At 51.5% G+C, this 14,981-nt stretch carries 12 protein-coding genes and 1 pseudogene; 5 read left to right on the top strand and 8 right to left on the bottom strand.

Annotated elements, in window-relative coordinates; translation table 11 throughout:
• On the top strand, positions 1 to 817 hold an 817-nt coding region (locus FQ182_RS29045), incomplete at its 5' end, for an IS66 family transposase (protein ID WP_149494069.1).
• Positions 818 to 820: 3 nt separating this feature from the next.
• Positions 821 to 1,399, top strand: coding sequence for a plasmid pRiA4b ORF-3 family protein (locus FQ182_RS29040; RefSeq protein ID WP_108524512.1), 579 nt, complete (start codon positions 821 to 823; stop codon positions 1,397 to 1,399).
• 412 nt (positions 1,400 to 1,811) lie between these two features.
• Here the strand turns inward: FQ182_RS29040 and FQ182_RS31095 are convergent, their stop codons facing one another.
• The 4 genes from FQ182_RS31095 to FQ182_RS29020 all read right to left on the bottom strand — a co-directional run bounded on the left by FQ182_RS31095 (position 1,812) and on the right by FQ182_RS29020 (position 6,413).
• Complete coding sequence (locus tag FQ182_RS31095; RefSeq protein WP_371923923.1) at positions 1,812 to 2,201, bottom strand: Mov34/MPN/PAD-1 family protein; 390 nt, start codon at positions 2,199 to 2,201, stop codon at positions 1,812 to 1,814.
• Positions 2,202 to 2,268: 67 nt separating this feature from the next.
• Entirely contained in the window at positions 2,269 to 4,047 is a 1,779-nt protein-coding gene (locus tag FQ182_RS29030; protein ID WP_149414979.1) for an E2/UBC family protein, read from the bottom strand.
• A 6-nt stretch (positions 4,048 to 4,053) separates the two neighbouring features.
• Positions 4,054 to 5,346 (bottom strand): cyclic GMP-AMP synthase DncV-like nucleotidyltransferase, encoded by a 1,293-nt coding sequence (locus FQ182_RS29025; RefSeq protein ID WP_149414980.1) that lies wholly within the window; start codon positions 5,344 to 5,346, stop codon positions 4,054 to 4,056.
• Between the two features lie 5 nt (positions 5,347 to 5,351).
• Positions 5,352 to 6,413 (bottom strand): CBASS cGAMP-activated phospholipase, encoded by a 1,062-nt coding sequence (locus FQ182_RS29020; RefSeq protein ID WP_256666383.1) that lies wholly within the window; start codon positions 6,411 to 6,413, stop codon positions 5,352 to 5,354.
• Between the two features lie 445 nt (positions 6,414 to 6,858).
• Between FQ182_RS29020 and FQ182_RS31090 the strand changes: the two genes are divergently transcribed.
• Together FQ182_RS31090 and FQ182_RS29015 are read left to right on the top strand one after the other, a co-directional pair.
• The gene (locus tag FQ182_RS31090; protein ID WP_218575113.1) at positions 6,859 to 7,914 is read left to right on the top strand and encodes an STY4851/ECs_5259 family protein; all 1,056 of its coding nucleotides are present in this window, start codon (positions 6,859 to 6,861) and stop codon (positions 7,912 to 7,914) included.
• A pseudogene (locus FQ182_RS29015) lies at positions 7,883 to 8,203 on the top strand (transposase); the annotation flags it as partial. The gene FQ182_RS31090 and the pseudogene FQ182_RS29015, both read left to right, overlap by 32 nt.
• Before the next feature lie 192 nt (positions 8,204 to 8,395).
• Here the strand turns inward: FQ182_RS29015 and FQ182_RS29010 are convergent.
• From FQ182_RS29010 to FQ182_RS28995, 4 genes are read right to left on the bottom strand one after another with little or no spacing between them, the layout of a single operon-like run.
• Positions 8,396 to 8,914: a hypothetical protein gene (locus FQ182_RS29010; protein WP_146427732.1), complete on the bottom strand. Its 519-nt coding sequence runs from the start codon at positions 8,912 to 8,914 to the stop codon at positions 8,396 to 8,398.
• A complete protein-coding gene (locus FQ182_RS29005; RefSeq protein ID WP_146427730.1) occupies positions 8,911 to 10,950 on the bottom strand; it encodes a tyrosine-type recombinase/integrase in 2,040 nt (679 codons plus the stop codon). Before FQ182_RS29005 ends, FQ182_RS29010 begins: the two co-directional genes overlap by 4 nt.
• Positions 10,940 to 12,940 (bottom strand): hypothetical protein, encoded by a 2,001-nt coding sequence (locus tag FQ182_RS29000; RefSeq protein ID WP_149414981.1) that lies wholly within the window; start codon positions 12,938 to 12,940, stop codon positions 10,940 to 10,942. The genes FQ182_RS29005 and FQ182_RS29000 overlap by 11 nt, the downstream gene beginning before the upstream one ends.
• A complete protein-coding gene (locus FQ182_RS28995) occupies positions 12,937 to 14,289 on the bottom strand; it encodes a site-specific integrase (RefSeq protein WP_146426085.1) in 1,353 nt (450 codons plus the stop codon). The genes FQ182_RS29000 and FQ182_RS28995 overlap by 4 nt, the downstream gene beginning before the upstream one ends.
• A 180-nt stretch (positions 14,290 to 14,469) precedes the next feature.
• On the opposite strand from FQ182_RS28995, the gene FQ182_RS28990 reads away from it, so the two are divergent.
• Entirely contained in the window at positions 14,470 to 14,826 is a 357-nt protein-coding gene (locus tag FQ182_RS28990; protein ID WP_149414982.1) for a LexA family transcriptional regulator, read from the top strand.
• The last annotated feature ends 155 nt before the right edge of the window (positions 14,827 to 14,981 follow it).

The following is a 14,981-nucleotide window of genomic DNA, read 5'->3' as shown; positions in this document are numbered from 1 at the left end:
CGACACGCCGATTGGCGTGCTCGCGCCGGGCAACGGCAAGACCAAAACGGCTCGCCTGTGGACATACGTGCGGGACGACCGACCTGCGGGTGACTCGACACCGGCGGCGGTCTGGTTTGCCTACTCGTCGGATCGCAAGGGGCAACATCCGCGCGCTCATCTCAAGGGCTTTAGCGGGATCTTGCAGGCTGACGGCTACGCCGGTTTTGCTCAGCTGTATGCGACGGGCACTATTGAGGAAGCTGCATGCTGGGCTCACGCCCGGCGCAAGTTTTACGATGTCTACAAAGACTTGGCTTCACCCCTTGCCGCCGAGGCGCTGCAACGGATTGCGGCCCTGTATGCCATCGAAAGCGAGATCCGAGGGCAGCCGCCCAACCTGCGAAAAACGGTTCGGCAAAGTCGGGCCAGTCCGCTGCTGGAACACCTGCACGCATGGCTTAATCAGACGCTGACTCAACTGTCGAAAAAGTCGGCATTGGGCGGTGCAATCCTCTATGCCCTCAACCGGTGGCAGGCCCTAACGCGCTACTGCAATGACGGCCGAATCGAAATCGACAACAACGCCGCCGAACGGGCGCTACGCGCCGTCGCGCTGGGCCGCAAAAACTACCTGTTTGCCGGTTCCGATGCCGGCGGAGAACGAGCCGCTGCGATTTACAGCCTGGTGGGTACTGCCAAGCTAAACGGGTTAAACCCACAGGCCTATCTGGCCTACGTACTTGAGCACATTGCCGAACACCCGATCAATCGGGTGAGCGAGTTGCTGCCTTGGAACATTTCTTTGAATCACACTGAACACTGCGAGGCCGCCTGATCCATGGTTAAAACTGTCCGTTTACCCAAACCCGCCCCCGACCTGTTACTGCTGCACATCGAGCTGAAGTGGATCACTCCGAAGATTTGGCGTCGGTTCGCGGTGCCTGAAAACATCACCTTGGGCAAGCTGCACCATGTCATCCAGGTCGTGATGGGCTGGAGTGATAGCCATCTGCATGAGTTTGAAATTGCTGGTGAGAATTACGGCATGCCCGACCCTGATGGTTGGGGGCCGACGGTGAACCCGGAAGCCCGTAAAACGCTGATCAAGGCGCTGAACGGAAAGCGGACATTCAATTATCTCTACGACTTTGGTGACAGCTGGCATCACAGTATCAAGGTCGAAAAAACGCTACCCGCTGTTGCCTGTCCTCAGGTGCCGTATTGCATCGACGGCGCCAATGCTTGCCCACCGGAAGACGTGGGTGGCGGGCCTGGTTACGAGGAGTTTCTGGAGGCGATGGGCAACCCCGATCATCCAGAGCATGACGCCATGGTTGAATGGCATGGCGATGTTTTTGATCCGGTGACATTTGAGTGCGAGCGCGTGAACCAGTGGTTTAAACGGATTAAGGTTTGAGTTGCAAGGCGGTGTAGCTCGGACGCTTACGCTGTATGTAGCAATAATCTTCATGGCTTGTCCTCCACGCTGAGGGAGGACAAGGGTGGATCAGTCATGCTGCGTGGTGGTCGCTAACCGGCCCAGAGTGTGTAAAAACGTTTTTCAGCGAGATTGGCGCCCAAATCAGGGCTGAAAATCGCGTCTCTACGTAAAATCCAGGTCTGCCAACCAGCCGATAAACTTCAGACTTCACATAGAAGCGCAGACTTCAATTTTGACTAAGCTTTTTTACACACTCTGGACCCATTGCAGCCGGTCGGCGCTGGCAGAAATCGGCCATAAGCGGTCCGTCAGTTAGTACCACCCGAACAGTGATTGTTTTCTTTACAGTTGCTGCGCCTATTCAAGAACTTTTAGTAGCGAGCCATTATTAAGCCTCAAGAAGAGGGGTAATTATTCGAGCGTCCTTTTTGGCTGCCCAGATTTCCTTACGACCTACTATCAATAAGACCATTTTTTCGTGGCCGGCAATAAGGTGCCGTTGCCATGTGCCCAAATCTGTAGATGAAGGCGAGGGAGAGTCCTCCGGGTGGGTGTGCCATTCCCCAAGATATTGAAGCATCCCTGACGAACTGATGAAGGCTTCATCTACAGCAGTTTGATGATGCGCTCCTCTTCGGTCTACAAAACATCGATGCCTGATATCGCCAGGTCCAGGCTCGGATATCCGATGAACCACCAAGTGCGGCCCTCGACGCTCCCCGATGAGTACTCCGGCAGCTTCGGTGCTAAACCAGCTTAGTTGGCGGTAGGCCAGCATTCTCTTTAGAGGAGAAGGCGTGATCACTAGCAACCCACCATGCTTATCTGTAAATGTCAGCTCAGTGTCAGTCATGGCAAATGGGACAAGTGCGTTGTTTAGGTAAAAGTCTAGCTTGTTTGGAACGACTGCCGTCCAACATGTGTTCGCTGTACGTCCAGCTAAGACTTGGCTCCAAAATCGAAAGTACAGCTTCCTGCATCATAGCCGCGGTGATCACGCTGACCGCCGCGTCATAGGGTGTGAAGGTATTCCCGCAACTGACGAAGCGTTCCTCGGCCGTATTGATTTTACTGAACCGTAGATCCAAGCCATTTTTGTAAAAGGCGGGATCCATAAGCATGCACCCGTAGCAACAACTACCATCGTCAATCATGACTTTTGATGAGCGACCGTTGCCATCGTTAAATCCGTGAACAACCTTGGGACGCTTGTTGTTTGGTATTGTGCGAACTACGTGGGCCAAGCGTTTTGCCACTGGAGGCCGGCCAGTTGCATCAATGACGATGTCGTACTGGTTCAACATCTCGGGGGTAATTGAAAAATTAGCGGGCTTTCCCTCTACCTTACAATTCAAATGTGTAGAGGCTTTAAGCGTGGCTGCTAAAGCTTTTGCTTTGTTCTGCCCAAAATCCACGGTTGAGAGTGGATGGCGTCCAAAGTTTTGAGGACCGAATGAGTCGTCGTCGTAGAGATCAAATCGAGCGTTTCCGCAACCTGCGCCAGAGCGAAGCAGCAACCCACATAGATATCCACCTATGGTTCCACAGCCTAGGAGCGCAATGCGTTTAGTACTCAAGTCGCCGGTTGCAGATCGACGGCGGTTACGGCTCAAAATCGTCTTTCTGTCTGCTCTAGTTACCTCAAGCCGAGAGAATTTATGAACCGAGCGCTTGGCGGAAAGACATGTGATCAGCGTCTTCGATTTGACTACACGTCCCGTGCGTTTCTTCCGATTGTTTTTCTGGGGATAGGTATTCAATCCAGTCGCAGCAATATCGAGCTCAACAAAGAGCCCGACCAAGTCCTGGTGACGAACATCGAAAAGAAGCACATGTCGTTTCACTGGATTATTCACAAAGTGATCCAGCAGGCGGCTACGAGCACTTAGATCTACCTCGGTAAGCCACTGGAGTAGTGCCCGGAGATTTTGTGGCGGCCATTCAACACCAGCTAGGCGGGAAGGGTTGATTTTGAAGTAGCTTGTGAGAATCGTCCTTCCGTCTTGCTTCGTAAGGCATCTCTGCCTCAGCCACTCATTGAATTCGCTTTCGTCCCCTTTCTCATAGGCAACCCACTCCTCACCTGAGGCCTTTCCTGGGTTTGCTAATCCGCTCTCATTGAGAGTCACATAACATTCCATTTCTAATTTTTCTGATGCATCTGAGAGAAGATATAACTTCTTCTGGGGTAGCCAATAGGATGAGAACTCGCCCTCCATTTCCCGGTCATCGGGCGAACCTTGATTCGCTGAGGTGACTGAGGCATTTAGCGTAGTTTGGATTTGGCAATCGACCTGCAGATAGAGCTCCTGCAGATTATTCGCATCCCAGTCAGCTTCCATCTCTCGGACATAGCACAGGTACCACCCCAGATTGACATGTGGCAGCAATCGATTCTTGTACTGGTCAGGTTTTTTGAGAATGTACGCATTAGGTAAAGTGATATGAGGGTCTATAGGGAGGCTCAAAGCAATGCTGAACTCGCCACCCGTAGTTCCATAAGATTTGACGTAAAACCCTTTGGCGACGTCGAGGAGACACAGAGGCGTGCCTTCCGGGATGTGCCGGGCCTTGGTGTATTGAAACCCACACCCCAGCAATACCTGATGAAGCTCACTAAGCATTTAGTGTTAACCGCTCGCCATGGTGTTGCTGATGGTCGCAGCTTGGGCGCCACGTGTAGGCTCATTGGCAAACGCAGGGGCAGACTTTTCACTAACGATAAGGTCGCTTTTGAGCACCCGCTGGCCGAACGCACGATTGATAGATTGGAGAGCGAGTTCTTTAGATAAGCACTGCTGAGCATCAATCAAAATACCGTGCAGCTCAGAGAGTCCTGCCATGATTTCCACCTCGCGCTCCTCGTGCTCAATACGCGGCGGAAAGAGCGGTTTCTCGTCAGTGTGGTCTGGGCTTTCCACCCCCTTTGAGAACTCGTCAGGAAGGTACTTTGCGAGCATTCGCATCGTTGCACCAAGATCATTTCTATCGTGTGCAATCCGATCAAGAATACTGACGGTAGCGGCCATCAGTGAAATAGACGAAGGGCCCCCACCCTTTTCCCATTGAACATCTCGCCACGATTTCATAAAACGGCAAATACTGCGTAGGTGAGGGCCAATGCGCCGGCAACTATTGTTGAACCAGTCTTCGACAATTTTGGGATCACTCTTCATCCACTTTTGATCACCTTCGCGCAACGCCAGGTTCACGCAGTCCTCATCAAGCTCATAGTCGGCACTTTCTAATGAAAGCGACCCATTTATCGAATCCATGACCATGCCACGGCTTTTCGCCAGAGCTACTTCCTTGAGCAAAAATTGGTCTTCTGGAATTGCATACATAGGGACATCAATATGTGTGTGCTCTGCAGGGATTTTGATTCGAGCACAGGTTCGCTTGGCCTCAAATTGCCAGCCTACGTTTTCATGCACCAAGGACTTCAGCGATGAGTCCACAAGAAGCAGGAGCAGTTGGTGGCCAATAACGGGGCGATCTTCAAAGATGGCCATTGGGAGATATGTGCCATCATCTATGTCCATTTCCTGAGGCGGGGTGGCGTACGGATAATTGAGAGTATCGTACTGAAAACTTCCCTGTGTCCAAAAGCGCGGTGTAAGAGACAGAAAAGCTTTCCGCGCTTCATCATCCATGTCTCTGAGAAGCTTTGCTGCCTCAGTCTGAGCTTGCGGACTAAGATGTTTTAGCCGAGAGTTCGCAACTCGAGCTGTAATACTTTCGAGAGAGATGGTCGCACTGGATGTTCTGACGAGCTCTTTCGCTTCGTTGAAAACCTCTTTTGTGCGGATTCGGACTAGGTCGCGCAATCCTTTAAGCTTCACGACACAGGGCTCTGCTAATCTCAACTTACTAATGAGCCCGTCGGTGCTGTCGTTGTAATAGCGGTGGAAATTCCAACTCATCACTTTTACTCCTGTTGGACGGGACCAGGTACAGCAAAGGGTGCTGCCGGATGTTTGAAGAAGGCTTGCAATAGAGGGTTCTTGGTGAACTCGTTAGTAGCCAGCTGTTTTCCCCGGCTTGCGAGGTTACGCAAGCTACTTTCGCTTGCGTTATCCAGAGTGATATCGGATGCAGCTTCGTTAGGAACGATATCGTCAAGATAGACGTAGTTTTCTGATGCGTTATACGTTCTGAGCTCCCGCTCCAACATTGCTTTATGAAGCTGCTGATTCGCGGTCATAGTGGTCAGCACCAATCGCTCACCAAGGCCCCACAATCCGAGATAGCCACTGTTGCGCTTTGACTCTAGCGCGGCTGGACTCACCGTGTACTCCTCCCCCAGTGTGCCGACATTCAATATCTTGACATCGGCAACCGTGGCGTCCGGAAAGTCGCTAGTCATGTCCCGGAAAACTTCATGTAGTCCGATGAAGCTTGGGTTGTTAGCAACCAAGCCTCCATCAGCGAAGTACGCATCCAAATCCACGCAATGATGAGGCGCAAAGTAGGTAGGTGCAGCCGATGTAGCCATTGCTGCATCTATCAGCTTGAGACGACCGTCACGATTGAACGCCGGATTATGAGGAGTTTTGAAAAACTGGGGTTTGCCGGTCGAGAGGTTCACAGCGGGAATCATGACGCGACGTGTCAAGTCACCAAATGTGGCATCGGCTCCAATCATCCTTGCGACGGCGTCAAAGAGTGGTTTGCTGCTGTATCGGGCACTAAAAGCAGCCCTCCATTTTTTCCGCCAAGAGCTCATACGGGGAAAGATTAGGGGGGCCTGGACGCGGAAGACCGCCTCTAGCTCCCTGGCACTTTTTCCGGATGCGAGCCCTAACGCCAGAATTCCACCAATTGAGGTGCCCGTAATCAGGTCGAAGTACTCTCCTGCTTTTACGTTCGACTGCCCGGTCTGTTGCTCAATGATTCGCTCAATCTCAGCGAGCACATTGATGGTAAACAGACCTCTAGCCCCCCCACCATTTAGGCTGAGAATTTTGATGCTACCGCTATGTGCCGCCATGGAGCGCTCCATTGTAGTGGCTTTATGATGGTAAAATGAGGTCACTTATGTAGGTTTCAAGAGGCCAGCATAAATATAATTTTTAAGGTGACGCTACTAGGCGGCTGCGCAATGTCAGCCTTCTCTGGTTTGAACAGCTCCAAGTCTCCTGGAAACTTTGAAGCCTAATGATCAGTTCGCCCTGAACGTCCATATGGCGGATTGCGGCCGGTCACAAATGGCAGCTAATGGCCGATTTCTGCCTGTCGCGACTGACCGAAATCGGGCATGAGAGTGTACAAAGCAGCCTGGGTCAGGCCAGTCCCGACCATGTTCATCAGCTCGACTTCGGCTTGTAAGCGCCCAGGATTAATTGAAATCCATCCACTTCGTAGTCGGTACGTGGGCTCCAGACTGACCGACCCCCAACCCATCCGTCGTTTCGTTTCGCTCACCGCCTGTGGGTATGGGGACTCTTCTATGGAAGTATGCCGATACGATACAGACTCGGCTGAAAGTGGTTTGCCTGCCCGCCGATGCTTCGGTCGAGGTAAGCGCGGAGAGCGACAGCCGCGGTGGTGTTCTGTGGCTCCGATCTTGGCCAGCTCTGGGCGTGGGTTGTGAAAATGACTCCTGCAATCTAGTCGCAGAGCAACTAGGACGCGATTGGAAGCTCACTTTACGGGCACATGACCACTCCGTGCCGGCGGAAGTAACCCTCACCCTCACCCTCGCCTGGCCGGGCAACCAAACGCAGCATCTGATAGTCCCCTTTCCAGCGACCGGAGCAGTCTTTCTTGATCCTGAAGGGCGGCGGATGCAGCCTCATCAGCGGATTGATGTTAACGATCTACTTGGCAGCCGCCTTCGGCTACTACCCGGGCAGCATCGTCGGCACTGGCATGTGTGCCTTTTGCTTCGAGACAGCGCGCAAGGCCGTCCGCTTCTGACTCGGACTTTAGAGTACGGTGTGTCCGAGGAAATCCGGCTTTTTGACTACATTCGGCCGATCCAGGAAATGCTCGCATGCACTGAGTCGCTCGATGCGACAGTGACCATCGAATGCCAGGAGCTCAATACGTCAGTGGCCTCCATTCAAGTGGGGCGTTACACAGCGAAGCTTCTGTGCGACCTCGAAACGGGGGCAGTTTGCTTTCCACACGCCGAGCGGATATCGGAGGGCGGGATTGAAACGCTTGGCATTTTTACCGTCCCCATCTCACATCCAGACGTTGCTCCCGAACAGCTTAAGCAAGCTCGATCGGAGGACTCGTACTTGAGGCGCTGGTGGTTTAACCCAGGCAGCCGCGACCCGGGTCCTTGGTTTATTTTCCCTGACAGCACTTCTAGGTCAGCGTTTCGCCCCTTCATTTGGGCCATTGGCCAACCATATGGCCAGCCCCAACCAGAGCTTTCAGGGCTTAGCTTGGCGTTGTCGCTGGTAACAACCGAAGAGCGTTATGCCGCACTTTCGGCCGTGGCCGAACACCTATACCGGAGTGGAGAAACGCCCCGAGCATGAAGGTCGCCAGGTCATCTGGCAGATTGCCGCCCGACGCAGCACCTACCAGAAACTGGGCAAGCGCAGCGATCTGTACAAAGCCAAGCGCAAGATCGAAAAAGCCAAGGCGCAGGTAAGGGCGAAGGTCGAGCACCCGTTCCGGGTGATCAAGCGCCAGTTCGGTTATGTGAAGACGCGCTTCCGTGGCCTGGCCAAGAACACGACACAGCTGGTGACGCTGTTTGCGCTGTCGAATCTGTGGATGGCCCGCCGACATTTATTGAGCAATGCAGGAGAGGTGCGCCTGTAATGTGGGGAATAGCCTCCGCGAGGTGCTTGCAGCAACTAAAAAGACAGGAATGAGTGAGTGATCTGAGCGTTTTGGATCGACTCGCCACTTTCAAAATCGGCGGTGGCCGAAGTCAGCGAGAAACACATGGCTACTTCAGACTATCCCTAGAGCGGGTTACTGATAATATTTTGCTTTTGGTATAAGCGCTTGCTATTTTCCTTTCGGACGAATAGAAGCGATGTTCTTGCTGCCGGCCCTACTCAGCATTTCGCGGAGTTCATCATTTTCCCGTTTTAGTTCATAATTTTCCTTTCCGAGCGCCGCCAACTCAATGAGTCTCTCGTTGTGTTCAAGTTCAGCCAGGGCATAAGCGTTGGCTATGCGAGCATGCTCCCGCTTCCAATGTTCAGCGCGCTCGGTAACAGCCCTACGTACAACGAGTTCTCCCTGTGAAATTTTACCTTTAACGTGTTCTATCCATTCATCCACCATCTTGTTTGTGGTGGCTTTGTGCGTCTTGTTTTGAAGTGTCTGGTCATCTACATGCGCCCGCCGGCATAACTCGGCTTTCGTAAGTCTGCCTCCATTGAGCGGATACAACCCTTCGTTCTGTTCAACTTCACTCTCGATAAGTGCCATGGCTTGCTTCAGTTTTGAAACAAATGAGCTAGAGCGGGACTTGGCGTAGTCTTGAAGCCCGTTGGGCAGTGAAGTGTTCTTCGGAGTCATGTTGCATCCTTTAGGGCAGAGTTAGCCAGTGCGTAAGCGACTATAGGATTGGTCTGCCACTTTTGGCGGATGTCGGCAAAGCGGTTGATATTGGCGCATATTTGACCAATCCAGTATTCGGCCTGATGCGATTCGTCATTCTTGATAGCTTCTTCCAATTCTGAAACGCAGAACTCCATCGTATTGTCCACCTCGTCTCGTAAGAAGTACTCCTCAAGGCGATTTTCGCACGACGACCGGCAGCGCGAAGGCTCAGGGCTTCCCACATTGCGAGTGCAAGGGCCAGCCTGTTTAGGCCCCTTGGTGCACACCACGCCAGGCCGCACCAAAATCCACATTTTTCCAGACAGTGTCGCAGTATCCGCTAGGTCGCGTATGTCATCGACACCTAACTTGTCTTTTGCCAATCGTACTTTCTCCTGTCTTACTGCCTCTCTTATGATTGGCGCTGCCGGTCCACCGTTTTCATCGGCATGTGCAATAGCGTCACAGGCAAGCATGATTGTCTGAGCTTGTGCCACTTCTTCCATTTCAGCCCGTATTAGCGGGTCAGTCAGGATGTAGTGCAACGTCATTTCGATATTCTTATGACCGAACAAGTCCATCACAATTTTCGGAGCCCCCACGATACATAGCGCAAGTAGCCTGGCCAGTGTTTTTCGACATCTGTGCGCGTGAATAGGTTTTTCCCCCAGCGAAGCTGCGAGACTGAACGACTCTACAATCAGCGTAAGTTCTATATTGTAGCCCGCGTCGGCCGAATCGTTATCTACGTCGCTCTGCCGTAACAAGCGCCAGATACAGTTGGTTTCTCTAAAATGCCCGACCCTATTTGTGACTCTGTTCCAGCGTCGAATAATTTTTGCTACCCGCTCCTGTTGATTGAGTGCTGTAGCGCCGATGCTTGGTAGAGGCCAATCTCGTTCCTCACCGCCTCTTTGGGCCTTCAATTTGTACGTTCTGCCATTAATCAGATTCGTACCATCTTTCGATTCAATTAGGCAACCTTCATTCAAAGAAAGCGCCTCGCCTATCCTTGCACCGGTACTCAACAGCACAATAAATAAATGGCTGGCCTGTAGCAGGCGCAAAAGGGCCTTTACTTCATGCGTATGACACGGCGGCCAGGCGCTTGCCTTTTTTTTTCTGCAAGTCCCGGTGTAACTCAGTGGGATAGGTATCTGCTCAAGCACATTACCGTCTGCATCTTTCCATACGTATTCCGAAAGAATCGCGTCCGCCGCCTCCGTCCTTTTGGTGGCTTGTGTCGTCTCGGCAAAATGGGATATGTTGAGTTTCTCCCATGCGTTCAATATGCTTTCAGCACAGTCAATGATTGCTGGCCCCATGTGTTCAACTAGCCAAAGTACCCGCGCACCAGCGTCTGCCACGAACTGGTCAGGCAGTGGGAGCCATGGGTCAATGTCCTTACTTCCTCTTGGTTGTCTTGCCTTTTCGCTCTTACGTGACTGTTCTTCGATCTGGTACAAGTCAACTTTCGGCAAATCGTCCCACCATTCTTTGGATGCCCAATAACGTAACCTTTTTATTTCGGTGTATGAAATTGCCTTCTCAATGTCCTCTTCGGTAAGTCGGTTCAGTAAATATCCAGGCGTCACTGATGCGAGGTTTACTGCGGCTCTAAAGTAGTCCTTCGCCACCAGTAGTTGCGAGACCACGGTATTAGGTTTCAGATGTCCTGAGATTGGATTCGGTGCCATAAAGAGCAGTAGGACATACCGCGTCGCAACTGTGACTGCCAGTTCTTTTGTGTCTGGTGATGCGTTCTGCACACCGCAGACCTTCTCCAAATATTGAATTCTGCGCGCGTCGATGCTGGCCGCCCCGGCCGGCATCCATGCTCTGGGGATTTCGATTACGCCCCACTTGGAGCCAAGGCCGAGAGCATTTTGTAGTCGGAGTAGCTCCGGTCGATTTAGGCGATGGATGCTCTTTGCGTTTATGGTCATGCTTGCTTGTGACCGCAGATGCTCAAGCGATGACTCTGGAGCCATCGCTGTTGGGTTAGGCTGCATATTCACCCTCCATAGCCAATAGAGTTTGTATGGCGCTAGCTACTTGCTTCTTCCAATGGGAAATCCGGCTGTCAACTGAGGCAGCATCCCAGTTTTCATATAAGATTCGCTCCGTACTTTCCGTCTCATTGGGCCAAGAGGAACCGTACCAAGACGGCAATGGGATATTTTCTTTAATCGTATGCAATTGCGCCAGCCTTCTTGCGAGGGCGTCCATGCTGTCTTCGAATATCACTGCATTTGGGCACAATGAGCAGCGTTGTATGCGGCAGCCTTCACCAGGCATATGCTCAGGCGCGAGCGATTTGGGCGGATTTTTAAAATCCTTGCATCCGGTTCCAACCCTCGTTCGGTCCTTATGGGCCGCCCACCGCTTTCGCTGCTCCTCAGTGACTTCACCTCTTTGGACGAGCGCATGCAGGATGGCAGGGTCTACGGCATTCGTTGCTCGAATTTCGTCCCACAACGCTTTTGTAAAACCATACATCGTCCGCTCACCATGGGCTTTCCATTGCCGTTTCCGCAGATAGTGGACCAGCGACTGGATATTTTTATGGCCTGCAGCAAGGTGTGCAACACTCCATGAGTAGTTACTGCGCCGATATTGTGCAGAAATATAAGCGTCCCGAAAATCACCAATTTTTATTGAACTGTCAATCTGGTCGTCTTTATTTCTTTGTGTGTTGATTTCAAAGATTAATGTTGATAAACGCTGTTCAGACTCGTAAACGACCCTATTATTTAACGCAGAAATTGGGCTCGACTCTTTCGTGATCACGTGAAGCCAAGGCGACTTGATGCATCGCTTCAGCTCATTGATTTTGAGGTGTGTTTCTTCATTCGCCGCGTCAGGGTTGTCCTCTTTTAACCTTTCCAGCTGATTTAACTCCGTCTTTAGTTGTTCTCGCAGTGGCTCAGTTCTAGCTATCACTGCCACCAACAAGTTATAAGCTGACAGCTTGGGCTTCACTTCACTGGCTGCTCGCTGGTACTCGCCGTTCGCCCTGTCTTTAACAGCATAGATGATGGCGAAAGATTTGTTGGTTGGGTGCGGACGCCAGTAATCATCGACATCAATATCGAGTGCTGTTTGAAGATTCCACCCTGTTTTACACAGAAATAGGTATAAAAAATGTGCTGACTGTTTGCGGTTCGGGTATAGTCCGCTAACTGCAGCAGGAAAGCCGGCAACGAAAGGGTTGTTGTAGTTTTCAGTATTCTGTAGACCAAGCCATGCCACGTACTGGTCTCGGCGCACGACTGGATTGCCCAGTTCAGTGCACGCTTGTCTATAGGCGCAGTGAGCATGCCGTTCGTTGAATGCACCATGCCAATGGCCGGGAGTCCAGCCACTCGACGCTATGTGCCATCCACTCATCTCGGCAATGATTTCATCAGCCTGTTTCCACATAAGGAACATTTCTCGGATCTTCCTGGTTAATGCTATTGCAATAGCATTAATGTGCTTTTGGTCTGGCAAAGAAGTGTGTTGTGGTGATGGTCGAGGGAGGCGAATATCCAGGGGATGCTGCTTCCTTGTCTTTCTTGCATCATTAAGCACAACCAGAAAGATACTCGTTCCGTGTGTGAAACCCTCTTTGAGTGCCAGGGCTCCATGTACGAATTCATCGATATCTTCGATGTCTTCGACCGGTTTGATATCGGTGTACTTATCAAACAATCGCCACCACGCCCGCATAGCCGAAATAAGGTGAATCAATGTCTTTTGAGGTGCAGCGCCATAACGACTCCGAATATGAGGCATGAGAGCAGCTGTCAGTCTCGGGCGACCGCTGTGTCCCCCTTTGTCCCAAGCATGTGCGCGTTCCGGCAATGTGCGCCCCTCTGCAAATGCTGTTGCATCGAATAGGGAAGGCTTCGTAGCGTGAGTGGATATGAAGCGGAGCGAATTACCATCGGCCTCGCAAGCCAAAATCGTCAGTGTCGGAGTATGCCTGGCTTTGTTTTTTTTTCGGATTGACTCGGTCATTCTGTCTCCTCGCACGTAAGGTCACCTAATTCCAGTGCATACGCGTTATGAAGTTCGATAATGTCGAACACGTCCCGTACCCAGGTCAGATACATCTCTGTGGTCTTCTTGTCGATATGACCGAGTTGTGGCTGGATAGTCAATTGGATAATGTCGATGGCACTTCCTGTTATCCAATTAATGGGTAGGTTGGTTTCAAGTGCCAATCGAGTCTGTGTTCTCATGCGTTCAAGCTCAAGCAGGAGCGTCTTACAGGCCCAGTAATGACGTCCCAAGTGCGGTGACCAGCCTTCAAATGGTAGCGAGGGGGCGCTGGCCCATGCTTCGTATAATTTTTGCGCCGACACTGGCATGCCTGTAAAGTCAGAAAGGAACACCTGCTGGGGCGGGTTGCGGCGGCGCTCTTCTTGTTCCGCTTTTGTCTTGCCTGACTTGATGTACATTTTCAGCAACCTAGGCCGCTCAAACTCAATGTAGTGCCAGAGTCGGCCGGCCAGTGCCATCGGTATCACGATGCTTCGTGGAGGACCAACTTCTTCATCATCCTTCAGTCTCTTGCCGCCCTTAGCGCCGTGCTCGATAGTGACAACGACATTCGTTGCGGCTACGTGACCCATGCGCCACTTGTTCCTATCATCAGGCAAGGTGTCGAGTCTCCACTCCACAGCCTCTTGCCGCCGAACTCCGGTATTCAAGATGAGCTCTATCATCAGTGCCTTCGTGCGGCCATACCGTATCCGGACCGAGTTCAGCCACTTCCGAATCTGTTCGTCAGTAGGTATCCGTAAATTTTTCGGCTTCAGGCGGCGCTTGTTTGCTCGTGTCGTGTATTCGACGACTCGTGCATGTGTCGAAGTTATGCCACTTTGCAGATAGCTTCTCGTAAATGTAGGAATATCGAACGGCTCGCGTAGGCCCTTTTTCAATGCCCATATTAAGAAACTGCAAGCCGTATCAACCCGTTGATTGATGGTTGAATTTTCAAGGGGACAGCCATCCGCTGTAAATGAACCAGTCGCCATTTCATGCTCATACCCTGCAACGATGTCACGGGCATAGTCGAGCGTTTTCCAATCTTTGCCACGTGCCGCACACCACTCCAAGAAATTAACTATCTGCGCTGCGAACGTATTCAAAGATGCGCGGGTAGGCTGACGAACCGTTCGTAACGCGCCAGCCTCAACATCGGCTGGAGTTGGTGTTGCGCGTTCACGAAGATATCTTGAGGCCTCACGGTGGTAGGTCCATTCACCGTCAAAGATGACTGGGACATGCGCAATGCTGTCGAATCCATTTTTTTTCAAAAGCGGCTCGTCTGGATGGAACACGTAAAAGTTGGAGTTGGGCATTTTTCTGCTCAGTCTCAGCTGCAAAAGTAGCTTGCAAATATGAAATTGTTTTATGCGCGTGTACAGCATAGACAATTTATATTTCGCTGCACGTTACTCCAACATATAAATAGAATGGGGTATGGAAATATTGTTTATGATAAGGGTAGATGAATTTGTCACCACATAAACATATGAGAAATGGCCGTATTTAAAACGCCAGATCATCATGAGCAGAAGGTCTCATTGGACGAGCTCCTGGATCTCCGCGCTCCCCACATGTATCTCGTGCGCATCGAAGGCGACAGCATGATCGGTGCCGGTATTTTTCCTGGTGACTTGGCCGTTGTGGACAGATCCATGGAAGTGGAGTCCGGGCATATCGTCATTGCAGCAGTGGATTGCGAGCCCGTCTGTAAACGGCTGGTCAAGAAGTGCGACCAGATTATTTTGAAGTCTGAGAATCCCAAATATCCTTCGCGGTACATGATGGATGGGGAAGAGTTACTGGTTTGGGGTGTCGTGATGTACAGCGTGCGCAGCCATGAAAAAGCCTGACCCGGTCTTTGCGCTGATCGACTGTGACAGTTCTGGACCCAAGCTAACAGTTAGTCGTGATTTTATCCATACAATTCAATAGCTTAATTCTTCTAACTATTTTGCATTCATTTTGCGCAAGTTCACGTGATTAAGCGGTCGTCCACTCATGCGGC

The organism is Pseudomonas sp. ANT_H4 (assembly GCF_008369295.1).
GTDB lineage: Bacteria > Pseudomonadota > Gammaproteobacteria > Pseudomonadales > Pseudomonadaceae > Aquipseudomonas.
This window is presented reverse-complemented; position numbering and strand designations above follow the sequence as displayed.